The organism is Winogradskyella sp. (assembly GCF_025210595.1).
GTDB lineage: Bacteria > Bacteroidota > Bacteroidia > Flavobacteriales > Flavobacteriaceae > Winogradskyella.
This window is the reverse complement of sequence record NZ_JAOARH010000132.1, coordinates 1-17,775: the sequence shown is the minus strand read 5'-3', so window position 1 is coordinate 17,775 and position 17,775 is coordinate 1. Positions and strand designations below refer to the sequence as shown.

Here is a 17,775-nt window from a genome sequence, read left to right as displayed (position 1 = left end):
ACAATGATGCTTTTAGCGTCATTTTTTTATGACTTTTAATCAAATTATAAAATATTGAAATTTTATGAGCGAAGAAAATAAAAAGCAATATGGCGCTGACAGTATTCAGGCCTTAGAAGGTATGGAGCACGTACGTATGCGTCCGTCAATGTATATTGGAGATGTAGGTGTTCGTGGATTACATCACTTAGTGTATGAGGTGGTAGATAACTCTATTGACGAAGCTCTAGCAGGCCATTGCGATAATATAACAGTAACCATAAACGAGGATAATTCTATTACAACAGAAGATGATGGTCGAGGTATTCCTGTTGGTCTTCATAAAAAAGAAGGGGTTTCAGCATTAGAAGTGGTGATGACCAAAATTGGTGCTGGTGGTAAGTTCGATAAAGATTCTTATAAAGTATCTGGTGGTTTGCATGGTGTAGGTGTAAGTTGTGTTAACGCACTTTCTGAGCATTTAAAAGCAACAGTACATAGAGACGGAAAAATCTGGGAGCAAGAGTATGAGCGTGGTAAAACAATGTACCCAGTGAAAACCGTTGGTGAATCAGATAAAACAGGTACAGTAGTAACCTTTAAGCCAGATCCGCAAATCTTTCAGCAAACTTTAGAGTATAATTACGATACACTTGCTAGTCGTATGCGAGAATTAGCATACTTAAATAAAGGCATTACAGTTCACTTAATTGACAGACGTCATAAAAAAGAAGATGGCTCTTTTGAAGGGGAAACTTTTCATTCTGAAAATGGACTACCAGAATTCGTAAAATTCTTAGATGGTAATAGAGAACCTTTAATGAAAGATGTAATTTCGTTTGAAGGTGAAAAGAACGGAGTTCCAGTTGAGGTGGCAATGGTTTACAATACATCTTATGCTGAGAATTTACACTCTTATGTAAATAATATTAATACTCATGAGGGAGGTACACACCTTTCAGGATTTCGCCGCGGATTAACGCATACGCTTAAGAAATATGCAGATAATTCTGGTATGTTAGATAAGTTGAAGTTTGATATTTCAGGTGATGATTTCCGTGAAGGTCTTACAGCAATAGTTTCTGTAAAAGTTGCTGAACCTCAGTTTGAAGGTCAGACTAAAACTAAACTAGGTAACAGAGAAGTTTCTGCAGCAGTAAGTCAGTCCGTTTCTGAAATGCTAACGGATTACCTAGAAGAGCATCCAGAAGATGCTAAAACAATTGTACAAAAGGTAATTTTAGCAGCTCAAGCACGTCATGCAGCTCAAAAAGCTCGTGAAATGGTGCAGCGAAAAACTGTAATGAGTATTGGAGGGCTTCCTGGGAAATTAAGTGATTGTTCAGAGCAAGATCCTGCTAAATGCGAAGTATTTCTTGTTGAGGGAGATTCGGCAGGTGGTACTGCAAAACAAGGTAGAGATAGAGCGTTTCAAGCTATTTTACCATTAAGAGGTAAAATTCTTAATGTTGAAAAAGCAATGCAACATAAGGTGTTTGAAAATGAGGAAATTAAAAACATCTTTACAGCACTTGGTGTAACTATTGGTACAGAAGAAGATCCAAGAGCATTAAATCTTTCAAAATTAAGATATCATAAAATTGTAATAATGTGTGATGCTGATATTGATGGTTCTCACATTGCAACATTAATCTTAACGTTCTTCTTTAGATACATGAAAGAGTTAATTGAAAATGGTCATGTTTACATTGCAACACCACCATTATATTTGGTTAAGAAAGGTGCTAAGAAACAATATGCGTGGTCAGATAAAGAACGTGATGAAATTGTATCACAGTTTGGTGACAATTCTAAAATACAGCGTTATAAAGGTCTTGGTGAGATGAATGCAGAGCAACTTTGGGATACCACAATGAATCCAGAGTTTAGAACTATGCGATTAGTGCAGATAGATAACGGAAGTGAAGCAGATCGTATATTCTCAATGTTAATGGGAGATGAAGTGCCACCACGTAGAGAGTTTATTGAGAAGAATGCTATTTATGCAAATATTGATGCGTAGGTTGAATTTGTCTAAAATACATTAGCTGATTTTTTCAGTATTAAAAAATACCCTTTTCAGGGTATTTTTTTGGTCTTTTGTTATAGTAATTTTACAGAAAGCATCGGTAAAGTGTAAATAACAACGATAAGATGTTGTTTTTTTCAATCTTTTTTTTAGATTTACATTATCTTAACCAATGAATTATGAAAAAAATATTTGCCTCAATTGTTTTAGTTGTAACCGTACAACTATCTAAAGCTCAAGAGTTAGAGACCATTTTGTTAGCTTCAGATGATGCTAGTCTTTTAACAGAAAATTATATTAAACCAGCAATGGAAGGTTTAATGTATAGTATGAATGGAGGATGGGCTACAACAGCTAAAGTTCATAAGAAATTTGGATTTGATCTTACTATTGGGTTAAATGCCTCTTTTGTGCCAAAGGATTTGCAAATGTTTGATTTTGTAGAAGACGATTATACGCATTTATCTTTACCTAATGGCGAGACAAAATTACCGACAGTAATGAGCGAGGATGATGCAGAAACCCAAATTGATGTAAGTGTTCCAATTGATGGCACTACAAATTTCAGAGTCGCTAGTTTTGATATGCCAGGCGGAATCACAGATGATTTACCTATAAACGCTGTACCAGCACCAACAGTTCAGTTAGGGTTTGGTTTGCCTTTTAAAACAGATATAAAAGCAAGGTTTGTTCCAAATACAGGTTTTGATGATGATGTTGAAGCTGGTTTGATTGGCTTTGGTTTGCAACACGATTTAACACAATATTTTGGTCCATTAGATAAATTACCGTTGAGTATTTCCGTACTTGGTGCATTTACTAATATGAATGTTACTTACAATATTGATGATGAAAATTTAGCTAATGATAATGTAACTACTTCTAACGGAGAGACAGAATTTAAAATGAATACATGGACAGTACAGGCTCTAGCTTCCTTAGACTTTAAGATAATTACTTTTTATGGTAGTGTAGGTTATAATAATGGAAAATCTACTGTAAAAATGAAAGGGGATTATGAGCTTACTTATGATATAGAAGATAGTAGTGGCAGTACGATTGGTACAGTAAGCGAAACAATATCTAATCCAATTGATTTAGATTTTAAAGCCAATGGTATGAGAGGAACAATAGGTACACGATTAAACTTAGGGTTCTTTAAAATATTTGGCGATTATACGTTTCAAAAATATAATACGGCAACAGTTGGTATTGCAATAAGTGTGAGATAGATCGCGTATTAAGAGTTTGTTTTTCTTACATTTTATGGTATTTAAATTGAACAAAAAAGCATTAGATTTGCGCTTCAATTTAAATTCAATCAATTAATGAGAAATTTTTTATTAGCCGTAAGTGCTTTTTTGTTTTTAGTAGGATGTTCCAGTGATTCAGATGGTGGTAGTGGAGAATGCGGAACAATTACCTTAACTAATGTGGTACAACAAGGAAATCAACTTGTTTTTAATTATCAAACACAAAATACTTTTAACTATTACGAAATAGGCTACGATGTTACTACAAATTTAACAGGTGTTAGTAATGATCAGCTTTATTTTAATTACGGTTTTACCACTACAGATGTATCTTCAACAACTCGCGAGGAGGATTTTTTAGCTTTCTTTGCAGAAGAAAATCAAACCTTAAGCTTTTATATACGAGCACAGTGTTCTAACGGAGAGCTTACCAAATGGAATGGGCCAATTGTATTACAGATAGAGGAGTATTGTGAGTCTCCAACAGACTTAAATGCTTTTGGTTCTGGTGTTTCATGGAATTTTGATGGAAATAACAATGCCTCATATTATCAAGTAGAGTATGGCTTACATGGATTTAACCTTGGTGAAGGTTCGCAAATAACCACAAGCGATACGTCAACTCATGATGCTGTAATGGCACAAGGAAATACTTACGATTTTTATGTTAGAGCATTTTGTGAAAATGGTTTAGGTTTTGGTAATTGGTCAGGTCCAGTATCTGTATTTGCAGACCAAGATTATAACCTTTGTACACCACCATCTAATGTGGTTCATGAGATAGAATATAATTTCTTTGGTGATCCTGTAGGAGTTGTTTTTCGTTGGGATTTTAATGGTGAAAGTATGTTTGAGCATGTCCTTGTGTCTGATGGATTCGATCCTAATAATACAACATCGGTAAATACATCTGATGGATCAGGTTGGCCAGTATATGGTCAAGGGTTATTTCAAAATACACCTTATGATTTTTATATAAGAGCTGTTTGTGTTGATGGATCTAGAACAGAGTGGGTAGGTCCAAAAAATATAGTTATCAATTAAAAGGGGAATTTTTAAAAATTATAACACAAGCCTAAGATTTAATCTTAGGCTTGTGTGTTTAATAAAGTGTCTTTAAGAAAGAAATATCATTATATGTTTTTTAATTAAAAGTTAGCTACAGTTTAGCGTTGTCGTATAAAAGTTATATTCTGAAATTAATTTTAAACTATGAGTTTTAGATCGTAGTATTTTATTGAAAGCCATAGTACTTATTTTGTAATTTATTTAGCGATAGTATGATATAAATCATTGAAATTAGATTGTAAAACCTTAAATTTGTTTCAAATTTTTAACGATTTAAAACAAAAATAAATGAAAGTAACCGTAGTTGGCGCTGGAGCTGTAGGCGCAAGTTGTGCAGAATATATTGCAATTAAAAATTTTGCTTCAGAAGTAGTAATCTTAGACATTAAGGAAGGATATGCCGAAGGAAAAGCCATGGATTTAATGCAGTGTGCATCTTTAAATGGTTTTGATACTAAAATTACAGGAAGCACTAATGATTATACGAAAACAGCAAATAGTGATATTTGTGTTATAACGTCTGGTATTCCTCGTAAACCAGGTATGACTCGCGAAGAGTTAATTGGTATTAATGCAGGTATAGTAAAGTCAGTTTCTGCTAGCTTAGTTGAGCATTCTCCAAATACGATTCTTATAGTGGTAAGTAATCCTATGGATACAATGACGTATTTAGCACATAAAACTACAGGTTTACCTAAGCATAGAATTATAGGAATGGGTGGAGCTTTAGATTCTGCTCGTTTTAAATATAGATTAGCAGAGGCATTAGATGCACCAATTAGCGATGTAGACGGAATGGTAATTGGAGGTCATAGTGATAAAGGTATGGTGCCATTAACGTCTCATGCAACACGTAATAGTATAAAAGTTTCAGAATTTTTATCTGAAGAACGTTTAAATCAAGTAAAAGAAGATACTAAAGTTGGTGGTGCAACATTAACTAAATTATTAGGAACTTCGGCTTGGTATGCGCCTGGTGCTGCTGTAAGCGGATTGGTACAAGCAATTGCATGCGATCAAAAGAAAATGTTCCCTTGTTCTACATTGCTAGATGGTGAATACGGATTAAACGACCTTTGTATTGGTGTACCTGTAATATTAGGTAGAAATGGTATCGAAAAAATAGTTGATGTACCATTAAGCGATGCTGAAAAAGCACATTTAGCTGAAAGTGCAGAGGGTGTTAAAAAGACGAACGGTCTTTTAGAATTATAATAACCTAATGAATTGATATTAGCCTCACTGGCATGCTTGTTGGTGAGGTTTTTTTGTATATTCAACAAAAATTTTAAAAAAATGAAAAAAATACTTGTATTGGCTGTTATGTCTATGTTCACTTTTGTAGTAGCAGCTCAAGAAAAAATTAAAGAAGGTATAGTAACCTCTAAGCAAACCATGACTACCGACAATGAGCAAATGCAAGCTCAGTTTGATGCTATGGGAGATATGATGAGCACTATCTATTTTAAAGGCACTAAATCTAGAGTAGAGTTGTCTAATCCTATGTCTGGTGATGTGGTTGTAATTTCAGATAGTGAGGAAATGCAAACCTTAACTTTAATGAATAACCCAATGTTAGGGAAAAAGTTTATGCTTCAAAACGTTGAGGTAACACCAGAAATGTTAGAGAATGTAAAATTAGAAGCAACTGATGAAACAAAAACTATTATTGGTTATGAGTGTAAACTATATCATGTAACAACTACAGAGCAAGGTGTAGAAGTGAAAATGGATATGTATGTTACAGAAGAGATAGCACCAGTTATGACCCAACAAACATCGGTGTTAGGTGAAAAACTTAAAGGGTTTCCTTTATATATGGAAATGCATGTAAACCAACAAGGAATGAGCATGGTTGTAAAAACTGAAGTGACTGAGTTGAAAAAAGAAACAGTATCTGATGATAAGTTTAGTATGACACCTCCAGAAGGTTATACTAAGATGGAAGGTATGTAATCTATGACAACATAAATCTAATTAAAGGCCACAGAAATGTGGTCTTTATTTTTTGTTATATTTGCCAAATGCAATCCAAATTACACTTTGGTATTTTACTTATTCTATTTGCCTTTTTAGGAAGGTATATAGAAACATCTACTGTGCCTAATCAGCAGATTGTAATTCAATTTTCAGATACACATGTCACTGAGTTTGATGTACAACATGCTATTGAAGATATTCAATTAAAACTTCAAAGTGTAGGTGTAGAGAATACGGTTATTGGCCAAGATTATGAAGGTAATCTTAAAATTACTTATTACAGTTCTAAAGATGTAAAAAAAATTGAAGCGATACTCTCTAGTGAGAATAACTTCAAAATTGCTCTTAGCCTTGAAGGTGAAAATTCTAAAAAAGATTCAGGCAGAGAAGCGTTAACGAATTATAAGCTTAATGTCTCTGAAATACATAAGAATGAAAACACTAGTGATTGGGATTTTGATGGTGTTCAAATTGCAGAACACAACCAAAAGACAGACCGATTTAAGACACCAAAACAAAGTTATTCTGGCACAAGAAACTATCCACATCAGATTAAAGGATGGGTTAATGTTGCATTAAATTCTAATACTAATAGTTTAGTATTAATAGATAATCATTCTTATATAATTCCTGAAGTAAGAGCAGGACCACTATCTTAAGGAATACATCTGAAAAAATTCCTCAATTTTTCGTGTAACTTTTTGAAACAATCAAAAAGCAAAAAAATCTATTTATAACATAAAAATCAATTGTCTGATTATGACGTAAATTCTATATTTGCGCGTTAAAAATTAGACGTAAAACAAAATAAAATGCAAAACAAAGGAATAATTAAGCTGTTTGCACTACTATTTGGTTTGGTGAGTATTTACCAATTGTCTTTCACATTTAAGGCCAACCAAATTGAAGACGACGCAAAAGTAGCTGCAGTAGCTAAGTATGACGAAACAGTAGAAGGGTATCAAGATTTAAGAGCCAATGCAGAAGTACGCTACTTAGATTCATTAAAGACCTCAAAAATTCAAGTAGATGATAAGTTTGAGCCCATAGAGGTTTATAACTTATTAGGTGTGACTCAATACACTTATAGTGAGGTAGAAGGTAATGCCATGAAATTAGGTTTAGACCTTAAAGGTGGTATTAATGCTATTATTCAAATTTCTGTAAAAGATATATTGAAAGGTTTAGCTAACAATAGTAAAGATCCTATTTTTAATAAAGCTTTAGCTGATGCTGAAGAGTTACAAAAAGACGCACAAGAATCTTATTTAGAGTCTTTCTTTAGAGCTTTTGATGCTATTAAAGGAGATACAAAATTAGCGTCTCCAGACATCTTTGCAAATAGAGATTTAAGTGACGACATTAAATTTGATATGTCTGATGACGAAGTAAAAGTAGTATTAGCAAAGAAGATTGATGAGTCTATCGTTTCTGCTTTCGAAGTATTGCGTAATCGTATTGATGGTTTTGGTGTATCATCACCAAACATTCAACGTTTAGGAAATTCTGGTCGTATTTTAATAGAATTACCTGGAGCAAGAGATAAAAATCGTGTTGTAGATATTATTACTAAAACAGCACAATTACAATTCTGGGAAACTTATAAAGCACAAGAAATGATGCCTTATGTTTTTCAGGTTAACCAAGCTTTAGTAGAAGCTGCTAAAGAAGCAAAATCTAATGATGAGGTAGCAGAAGAAGCAGCAGAAGTAGAGCAAGATTCTACTACAAATACTATTGATGAATTAACAGGTCAGATAGAAACAGATTCTACTAGCGTAGCAAATGCTAACCCACTTGGTATTCAAGGCCCTGGAAACGGACCAGTAATAGCAACTTTCTTAGCTAAGGATAAGGATAAAGTATTAGGGTTTTTAAATGATTCAAAAAACAGAGCCACGTTACCAGCAGAAATGCGTTATGCTAAGTTTGTTTGGGGACATCAAGTTCAGGATTCTGAGTTTATAGAATTATACGCTATTAAAAATAATAGAGATAACACTCCTAAATTAAGTGGTGCAGTTATTACAGATGCAAGACAAGATTACGATCCAATTAGTAGACCAGCAGTAAGCATGCAGATGAATGCTAAAGGTTCTAAAATTTGGGAAGAAATGACTAAAGTAGCATATGAAACACAAGGTCATATTGCTATTGTGTTAGATGATGTTGTGTATTCGGCGCCTAGTGTAACTTCTGGAGCAATTGCTGGTGGAAGATCTCAGATTTCGGGTTCATTTACTTTAAATGAAGCGGTAGATTTAGCTAACGTTTTAAGAGCTGGTAAATTACCTGCTTCTGCTGAGATTATTCAAGCAGATGAGGTAGGACCATCATTAGGGCAAGAAGCTATTGATAGTGGTATGATGTCTTTCCTTATAGCTTTAACGTTTGTAGTACTTTGGATGGTATTCTATTACGGAAAAGCTGGTGTAGCTGCAGATATAGCGTTATTACTAAACATTTTATTAATCTTTGGTGTATTAGCAAGTTTAGGTGCTGTATTAACTTTACCAGGTATTGCAGGTATTGTATTAACAATAGGTATTTCGGTTGATGCTAACGTACTTATATTTGAGCGTATTAGAGAAGAAATAGCAAAAGGAAAATCGCAAAAAGAATCTATTAAAGATGGTTTTGCTAATGCCTTATCTTCAATCTTAGATGCTAACATTACTACAGGTTTAACAGCTTTAATCTTATTTGTATTTGGTACAGGACCAATTAAAGGTTTTGCAACTACATTAATCATAGGTATTTTAACATCGTTATTTACTGCAATATTCATCACACGTTTATTAATAGATTGGTGGGTAAACAGAGGAGGGACTTTAGATTTCTCTACAGCAATGACTAAAGGTTTATTTAAGAATGTAAATATCAATTTCTTAAAGAAGCGTAAGATTGCTTATATCATTTCTGGAGGATTAATATTAGCGAGTTTAGCATCACTTTTTACAACAGGTTTAGATGAAGGTATCGATTTTGTTGGTGGTAGAACATATCAAGTGCGTTTTGAGCAACCAGTAAGTACTGAAGAGATTACAAGTATATTAAACGATCAAGCTGTTTTTGGAAGTGCAGAAGTTAAAACTATTGGTGCTGCAAATCAATTAAAGATTTCTACCAAATTTATGGTAGATGACAACTCTGTTGAAGCAGATGAGCAAGTACAAACTAAACTTTTTGAAGCTTTGAAGCCTTATTTGCCTTCTGGAATGACTTATGCTGAGTTTGATAGTGGTTCTGGTGAAGCAAAAATTGGTAAAATGTTATCAAGTAAAGTGAGTCCAACAATTGCAGATGATATTAAAAAATCATCGTTCTGGGCAGTATTAGGATCGTTAGTAGTGGTATTCCTTTATATCTTATTTAGATTTAAGAAATGGCAATTCTCTCTTGGTGCTGTAGCTGCAGTTTTCCATGATGTATTATTGGTATTAGGTATCTTCTCATTAACATGGAAGTTTATGCCATTTAGTATGGAAATAGACCAAGCCTTTATTGCGGCAATCTTAACAGTAATTGGTTACTCACTTAATGATACCGTAGTTGTATTTGATAGAATTAGAGAATTCTTAAATGAGCATACCGCTTGGGAGTTTGGTAAGACGATTAATGCTTCGCTAAACAGTACGTTAAGTAGAACATTAAATACGTCTGTGACTACCTTAGTAGTGTTATTAGCAATGTTCATTTTTGGTGCAGAATCTTTAAGAGGTTTATTATTTGCATTAATTGTAGGTGTAATAGTAGGTACATATTCATCTATGTTTATTGCAACACCATTAATGTACGATACAGCTAAAAAAGGAGATGCAGCAGAATCTTTAAAGGATAAAGTAAAAGAAGATGAAGACGAAGAATAAGTCTTTTGTATAATTGTAATTCTGAATCTGCTTCAGAATTTAAAAAGCCTTTCCGAAAAGAAAGGCTTTTTTTATTGAAAGGGGATAGCTGTTAAAAGTATTCTATCGTATAAATCATTTTTTAAGCAGAAAGAAATATTGATTTGGTTCGCTTAATTTTTAATAAAGCTAATCTTATCACCAACTTGTAATTGCCATTCATCAGAAAGCCCAGCATTAATTTCTAAGACATATTTTGCAGGCGCTTGCGATGGTAATGAAGTTTCGTTAAAAGGTTTGGCATTTTTTTGAAAGCTTACAATGCTTTTGTCTTCATCTATATAAATAATATCTAATGGAATTTTGGTGTTCTTCATATAAAAACTACGCATTTGCATATCAGGAAAAACAAACAACATGCCTTGATTAATGCCAAGTTCTGTTCTGTACATTAAACCCGTTTGAGTTTCATAATCATTATCTGCAATTTCTATATCTATTGTTGTAATAATAGAATCTGATGCGGCTTTTTTGAGTTGTAACGCGCCTTCTTTTTTAAAGCTAACAACAATTTTGTTTGTGGGTTTTGTTTTTTGCTCATTCTTGCAACTTAAATATATCGCTAAGCAAAAAACTACTAATAAATATTTATATAAAAGCTTCAAAAAGTATTATTGTATAGGTTTTTTAGCTTTATAAACAAACATAAAGTAAAGTCCAATTAGTACAAAAGGAATGCTAAGCAATTGCCCTGTATTAAGAAGCCAGTCTGCACGTTCTGTATTTTGAGCTTCTTTAATAAACTCTACAAAGAACCTAATGGTCCATAGAAATACTAGAAATAGACCAAATAAAAATCCTTCCTGTTTAGATTTGTTGGTTTTCCAATAGAAGTAAAATAAAGTGATAAAGACAAAAATATAACAGAATGCTTCGTATAACTGAGCAGGATGTCTCGGTTCGGTTTCGCTTAATTGTCTAAAAACAACACCAAAATCACTATTCGTATATTTTCCAACAATTTCAGAATTGATAAAATTGCCTATTCTCACAAAAATAGCACCAAGTGCTGTAGCAATTACCACCCGATCTAATATCCAAAGTATAGATTTTTTTAATACTTTTTTATTAAAAAGATACATGGATAAAATCATACCAATAGCTGCACCATGGCTGGCAAGGCCTTGAAAGCCTGTAAACTCAAAGCCGCCTTTGAATCTAAATGGTAAAAAGATGCTAAAAAAATCTTCTTTAAATAATTCTGGTTGATAAAAGATAACATGCCCTAATCTTGCACCAATCATTATGCCTAAAACAGAATATATAAACAAAGAATCTAAAGATTCGTTAGACTGGTTATCGTTTTTCCAGATTCGTTTGGTAATCTGAAATCCTAATACAAAAGCTACAATCCACATAACGCTGTAGAAGTGAAGTTCAAAAAAACCTAAGTCTATAGATTTTATAGGATCCCAAAATATCTTTAATGTACGCATAAGTGTAATCTTTTACGTGGTAAAGATACTATTTTGAATAAGACATAAAATAGGATTAACGTAATATTAATCTTCTTTTGGAGGAACAGGGTCATAACCCTTTCCGCCAAATGGATGACAACTAAAAATTCGTTTCAAAGCTAATTGTCCACCTTTAAAAAAACCATGCACTTCTAAAGCTTCTTTAGCATAATGAGAGCATGTTGGTTGATATCTACAAGTTGCAGGTGTAATAGGGGAAATAAAAGTTTGATAGATTTTTATTATTAGTAAAAAAGGAGCGATCAAAACTTTTTTCATTAGTTGCTGTTTCTTTTTTTAAGATATCAGAAATTACTATTTATGATTTTGGAATAAAATTTAAATCCCTTTTTAACTTATATATTTAAAAGGGATTTAAATAGAATTTTAATTTGTTGTATATGTAGTACCTTCTCTACTATCATTGAGTTTAATACCTACTTCAGCAAGTTCGTCTCTAATCTTATCTGATAATGCAAAATCTTTATTTAAACGAGCTTCTTTTCTAAGGTTGATTAAAATTTCAACAGCACCAGATAATTTATCTGATCCAGAGCTTTCTTTAGAAACATTAACCAATCCAAGAACATCAAAAGAAAAAGTATGTAATGTTTGTTTTAGTAATTCTAAATCTTCTTTCGTTACAGTAGCGCTTCCGTCTTTAACTTGGTTGATAAATTTAGCAGCATCAAAAAGTGTGGCTATTAAAATAGGAGTGTTAAAATCATCATTCATGGCATCATAACATTTCTGTTTCCATTCTATAACATTAAATGAAGATGAATTGCTTGTTTTTAAATCATCAATAATATTAATAGCATCCATTAATCTAAAGAATCCTTTTTCGCTAGCTAATAACCCATTATTGGTTAAATCTAAAATGCTTCGGTAAGAGGCCTGCATCATAAAAAATCTTATGACTTCTGGTGAAAAGCCTTTGCTCATAATGGTATTGTCTCCAGAAAAGAGCTCGGCAGGATTTATATAATTTCCTGTGGATTTACTCATACGTGCACCATTTAGCTCTAGCATATTAGCATGCATCCAATATTTTACAGGATCATTACCTTTTGCGGCGCAATTTTGGGCAATTTCACATTCGTGATGCGGAAATTTAAGATCCATACCACCACCATGAATATCAAAATAGTCGCCAAGGTACTTTGTACTCATTGCTGTACACTCTAAATGCCAGCCTGGGAAACCGTCACTCCAAGGAGATGGCCAGCGCATAATATGTGTAGGTTCAGCTTTTTTCCAAAGTGCAAAGTCTTGTGGGTTTTTCTTGTCGCTTTGCCCATCGAGTGTTCGAGTGTTATGTATTAAGTCTTCGAGTTTGCGTTTACTTAAAACTCCATACTCATTGGTTTCGTTGTACTTGTGTACATCAAAGTAAACAGAACCATTTATTACATAAGCAAAACCATTGTCTATTATAGATTTAATGAGTTCTATCTGTTCAATAATATGACCTGTTGCAGTAGGCTCTATACTTGGAGGTAAAAAGTTTAAAATATTTAGAACATTATGAAAATCTACAGTGTAACGTTGTACCACTTCCATAGGTTCTATTTCTTCAACACGTGCTTTTTTGGTGATTTTATCTTCGCCTAAATCTGCATCATTTTCTAAATGACCAGCATCAGTAATATTACGTACATAGCGTACTTTATAACCTAAGTGTTTTAGGTAACGAAAAATCATGTCAAAAGACATAAAGGTTCTTACATTACCTAAATGAACATTGCTATATACTGTTGGTCCACAAACATACATACCAATATAACCTTCATTTATGGGATTAAAAATTTCCTTTTCTCCAGAGAGAGAGTTGTATATTTTTATAGTTTGTGAATCGTATAATGACATGTCGTAAATTTCAAAAAATGTTTAAACAAAACTAAAGAACTAACTAAGATTAAAAAAGTTAAAATTGGGTGTCTAACTTTATATAATCTAAGAATTCTCTTCGTGTTTCTTTTTCTTTAAATTTTCCACCAAACTCAGAAGTTACAGTGCTACTCTCAATATCTCTTATTCCACGAGAATTTACACAAAGGTGTTTAGCGTCGATAACACAAGCTACATCGTCGGTGTTTAAAACATTTTGTAATTCTCTTACAATTTGAATTGTTAAACGTTCTTGTACTTGAGGACGTTTTGCATAATAGTCAACAATACGATTCATCTTAGAAAGTCCAACTACTGTGCCATTAGAAATATAAGCTACATGAGCTCTACCAACAATAGGAAGTAAATGATGTTCGCAAGTTGAATAGACCGTAATATTTTTTTCTACAAGCATTTCACCATACTTGTATTTGTTTTCAAAAGTAGATGCGTTTGGTTTTTTATCAGGATCTAAGCCGCCAAAAATTTCATTAACAAACATTTTGGCTACACGATTTGGTGTGCCTTTAAGGCTATCATCATTAAGGTCTAAGCCTAGGGTTTCCATAATATGTTTTACATCATCTTTTATGATGTCAATTTTTTGATCTTTAGATAAGTTAAAAGCATCTTCTCGCATGGGAGTATCACTAGATGAACCTATGTGATTATCACCTAATGCATCAATATCATTAAAATCGTTATCGATTTTCATAGTTAAATAATTATTAATCAATCTTTAATAAAGCAAGGCGCAAAGATACGTAATAAAAATAGGATGATAGTGGTAGGAGATTTACAATTGTACTTGTTATATTATTAAAACCGTTAAAATGCTAAATAACATTGATGAAGTAACTATGGTTTTTATAAAATTTTCTTAATTTTCCGAACTTTAAAATTATGGTTAAGCTATGAAAAAAACCCTTACAATTTTCATTTTAATACTTTTACCCGTTTGTTTATTTGCGCAGCAACCGAATAAGCGAGTTCCGTTAAAAGTTATTCAATTTAAAGACAATGTAGAACAACCACTAACAGCAAAAGAAAGGCTTCAAATAGATGAAGTTTATGGTGATTATGCTGAAAAATATGTTTATGGTAATGCTTTTAGCTTGAAGAGCATAAAAGATATATTAAGAAACAGAGTTGTTGTTAAACTCATTACAAATGAAAAAGACAAAAAAGAATGTCAAAAATTATCTGAGATTCCGCTTTTAAATAGTTTTGTTTCAGATTTAGAGAGAGATGAAACTTTTGATCCAAAAAACTTCAATCCTCTTAAGTATAATTTTGCTTTTCACTCTAAAGGTTCTTCAATGTACCAAGTAGACAATACTAATTATTACATTATCATAAAATCACAATATCAATAAAAATTTTACAAAATGAAGTATCTATTAACTTTAATTACAGTAGTATTTTCATCGGTATTGCTTGCCCAAGATGTAAATATGCAAACAGCAACAGTAAGCCAATGTGGTGGTGTGTTTTATGATTCTGGTGGCGAGTTTGGGAATTACGGGAATGATGAAAGCTTTATATTAACTATTTGTCCTGAAAACCCAGGTCAAAGAGTACAATTAAATTTTACAGAGTTCAGTACGCAGCTAAATGCTGATGTTATGACTATTTATAATAGTGATACTAATGATCCTGCAGAAGCATTTGGTCAATTTTCTGGAGCAGCTTCGCCAGGTTTAGTAGAAGCAACTGAAGCAAATACGAGTGGTTGTTTAACTATTGAGTTTGTTTCTAATGATTCTGCTAATGGTAGTGGTTGGGCAGCAAATATTTCTTGCCGCACACCATGCCAAGTTATTACATCTCAAATTGATACTGCTGTTCCTGCACCTAATGGTGATGGTTACATAAGAGTTTGTCCTAATGAAGAAATTACACTTACAGGAAGTGGGAATTTTGAAGTTGATGGTACAGGAGCAACTTATGAGTGGGATTTAGGAGATGGTAACACAGTATCAGGGCAAACAGCCGTTTTTTCTTATGCAGATCCAGGAGTTTATATTGTAAATCTTAGTATTAGAGATGCCAACACAACGATAGATCCTGAAGGTTGTCCTAATACAAACCTTATAAATCAAGTAATTCAAGTAGCTACTGAAGCAGACTTTACTGGAACTAGTGCAGCAGAAAATACAATTTGTTATGGTGAAAGTACCGATATAACAGGAATTGTAAATCCTGTGCAGTTTATCAATGACTGTACGCCGCCAATTAGTGGTACAACATTCTTACCAGATGGGTCAGGAGCACAATACGAAACTTGTATTACTGTAGATTGTTTTGATTCCGCTCAAACATTAACAGATCCTAACCAGTTAATTGAGGTTTGTGTTAATATGGAGCATTCTTTTTCTGGTGATTTAGATATTTTTATTCAAAGTCCAAACGGACAGGAGATTAGATTATTTGACCAAGCAGGTGGTGGAACTTATTTTGGAGGTGCTAATGATGATGGTACAAATACACCAGGGCAAGGTGAGCAATATTGTTTTTCAATGAGTGCATCAGTGCTATTGGCCAATGCACCTACAGAAACCAATGGAACCAATCCACCAGGCAATTCTTGGGTTCCAGGAACGTATCTGCCTTTTGAAGATTTTAATGGTCTTGTAGGTAGTCCATTAAACGGTGATTGGTGTATTAGGATAGTGGATAATTTAGCAATAGATAATGGTTATATATTTGAATGGTTCTTAAACTTTGATCCTGCAATACAACCACCAGAATTATCTTTTACACCTGCAATTACTTCTGAAGCATGGGATGCAGATCCAACAATAACTAATACAGCTGGTAATGTTATTACAGTAACACCTCCAGATGCAGGGCAATATTGTTACACTTATAGAGCAACTGACGATTTCGGATGTGAATATACCGAGCAAGTATGTATTGATGTTTTACCAGAAATTGTAACAGAAGCCCCAAACAATTTATTTGTTTGTGACACAGGTACTCCGCCTTATATTTTCGATTTAGAAAGTAATACTGCAGTCGTTTTAGCAAGTGCGACTAATGTAGGAGATTTGGTAGTGACATATCATGATTCACAAATAGATGCGGATGATGATGTTGATGCCTTAACAGGTTTAGCCGCATATTCAGGAACTGATGGTGAAACCATTTATATTAGAGTTGAATATTTAGATTCTGATTGTTATGAAGTGTTGCCGTTTACATTAAATGTTTCTGGTCAACCAGATATAAACCCAGTGTTAGATTTAGAATTATGTGATGATATATCTAATGATGGTGTTGAAGAATTTGATTTAAGCGTGCAAACTTTAGGAATATTAGGTGCTCAGCCAGAGTCAGATTTTAATGTTACATATCATTTAAGTTTTGATGATGCTGATGATGGAGTTGGTGTTTTACCTAACTTATACACCAATGTTAATAACCCAGAACCAATATTTGTTAGAGTTGAGAGTGCCGGAGATTCTAATTGTTATATAGCTTCTCCTACTGCAGTGTTTAATTTAATTGTTCATCAAAGAGCAATAGCTAACCAGCCAATGGATATGGTTGTTTGTGATGACACTAGTAATGATGGTTTTGCAACATTCGATTTAAGTACTCAGGAATCAGATATTTTAGGTGGGCAAGATCCTGCAATTTTTGATGTTTCTTTTCATATCAGTCAAGATGATGCAGATAATAATGTGGGTAATCTACCGATAAACTATACTAATGTTACACCTAATTTAGAAACGATATTTGTTAGAGTTCAAGACCCTGCCAATCCAGATTGTTATAGTACAACATCTTTTGATTTAATTGTAAATACGTTACCAACAATTGTTGCTGTTACTCCATTACAAGTTTGTGATGATGATACAGATGGTTTTGTAGCTTTTAATATGACTACTAAGATTGCTGAAATTTTAAATGGTCAATCTGGAGTTGATGTGTCTTTCCATGAAACTTTTATTGGTGCAGATACTGATACTGCTGAAATATTTGATGGATATATCAATACTACACCTAACAACCAGATTATATATGTGCGTTTAGAAAATACAACAACGAATTGTCATAACGTTAACACCTTAGATTTAGAAGTATTAGGTAATCCAACGGCAAATTCACCTTCAGCATTATCGGTTTGTGATGATGACACAGACGGTTTAGTGGAATTTGATTTAAGTTTAAGTGAGGCAGAAGTTATAGGAGTACAGACAGGAGTT

General features: G+C 33.2%; 14 protein-coding genes. 9 read left to right on the top strand and 5 right to left on the bottom strand.

What is annotated here, in order from left to right; all coding sequences use genetic code 11:
- Positions 1-64: 64 nt before the first annotated feature.
- The 7 genes from gyrB to secDF all read left to right on the top strand — a co-directional run bounded on the left by gyrB (position 65) and on the right by secDF (position 10,178).
- Entirely contained in the window at positions 65-2,002 is a 1,938-nt protein-coding gene (gene gyrB / locus N4A42_RS13170) for a DNA topoisomerase (ATP-hydrolyzing) subunit B (protein ID WP_294074847.1), read from the top strand.
- Between the two features lie 185 nt (positions 2,003-2,187).
- Positions 2,188-3,240, top strand: a complete 1,053-nt coding sequence (locus tag N4A42_RS13165; protein ID WP_294074845.1) for a DUF6588 family protein — start codon at positions 2,188-2,190, stop codon at positions 3,238-3,240.
- Between the two features lie 96 nt (positions 3,241-3,336).
- On the top strand, positions 3,337-4,305 hold the full coding sequence (locus tag N4A42_RS13160; protein ID WP_294074842.1) for a hypothetical protein: 969 nt from the start codon (positions 3,337-3,339) through the stop codon (positions 4,303-4,305).
- 312 nt (positions 4,306-4,617) lie between these two features.
- Positions 4,618-5,544: a malate dehydrogenase gene (gene mdh, locus N4A42_RS13155; RefSeq protein ID WP_294074840.1), complete on the top strand. Its 927-nt coding sequence runs from the start codon at positions 4,618-4,620 to the stop codon at positions 5,542-5,544.
- Positions 5,545-5,625: 81 nt separating this feature from the next.
- Positions 5,626-6,285, top strand: coding sequence for a DUF4412 domain-containing protein (locus N4A42_RS13150; RefSeq protein WP_294074837.1), 660 nt, complete (start codon positions 5,626-5,628; stop codon positions 6,283-6,285).
- Positions 6,286-6,353: 68 nt separating this feature from the next.
- Positions 6,354-6,968: a hypothetical protein gene (locus N4A42_RS13145; protein ID WP_294074835.1), complete on the top strand. Its 615-nt coding sequence runs from the start codon at positions 6,354-6,356 to the stop codon at positions 6,966-6,968.
- 153 nt (positions 6,969-7,121) lie between these two features.
- Positions 7,122-10,178, top strand: coding sequence for a protein translocase subunit SecDF (gene secDF / locus N4A42_RS13140; protein ID WP_294074832.1), 3,057 nt, complete (start codon positions 7,122-7,124; stop codon positions 10,176-10,178).
- A gap of 152 nt (positions 10,179-10,330) precedes the next feature.
- Here the strand turns inward: secDF and N4A42_RS13135 are convergent, their stop codons facing one another.
- From N4A42_RS13135 to folE, 5 genes are all read right to left on the bottom strand, one after another.
- Positions 10,331-10,822 (bottom strand): DUF192 domain-containing protein, encoded by a 492-nt coding sequence (locus tag N4A42_RS13135; RefSeq protein WP_294074830.1) that lies wholly within the window; start codon positions 10,820-10,822, stop codon positions 10,331-10,333.
- A gap of 6 nt (positions 10,823-10,828) precedes the next feature.
- Positions 10,829-11,653 (bottom strand): prolipoprotein diacylglyceryl transferase, encoded by an 825-nt coding sequence (lgt, locus tag N4A42_RS13130; protein ID WP_294074828.1) that lies wholly within the window; start codon positions 11,651-11,653, stop codon positions 10,829-10,831.
- A 66-nt stretch (positions 11,654-11,719) separates the two neighbouring features.
- The gene (gene yidD / locus N4A42_RS13125) at positions 11,720-11,953 is read right to left on the bottom strand and encodes a membrane protein insertion efficiency factor YidD (RefSeq protein ID WP_294074825.1); all 234 of its coding nucleotides are present in this window, start codon (positions 11,951-11,953) and stop codon (positions 11,720-11,722) included.
- A 108-nt stretch (positions 11,954-12,061) separates the two neighbouring features.
- Positions 12,062-13,543 (bottom strand): cysteine--tRNA ligase, encoded by a 1,482-nt coding sequence (cysS, locus tag N4A42_RS13120; protein ID WP_294074823.1) that lies wholly within the window; start codon positions 13,541-13,543, stop codon positions 12,062-12,064.
- Positions 13,544-13,601: 58 nt separating this feature from the next.
- Positions 13,602-14,279, bottom strand: coding sequence for a GTP cyclohydrolase I FolE (folE, locus tag N4A42_RS13115; protein ID WP_294074820.1), 678 nt, complete (start codon positions 14,277-14,279; stop codon positions 13,602-13,604).
- Between the two features lie 199 nt (positions 14,280-14,478).
- Here folE and N4A42_RS13110 point away from each other — a divergent pair, with 199 nt between their 5' ends.
- The gene (locus N4A42_RS13110) at positions 14,479-14,940 is read left to right on the top strand and encodes a hypothetical protein (protein WP_294074818.1); all 462 of its coding nucleotides are present in this window, start codon (positions 14,479-14,481) and stop codon (positions 14,938-14,940) included.
- Between the two features lie 12 nt (positions 14,941-14,952).
- Positions 14,953-17,775: PKD domain-containing protein (locus N4A42_RS13105; RefSeq protein WP_294074816.1), on the top strand; the 2,823-nt coding region annotated here is incomplete at its 3' end.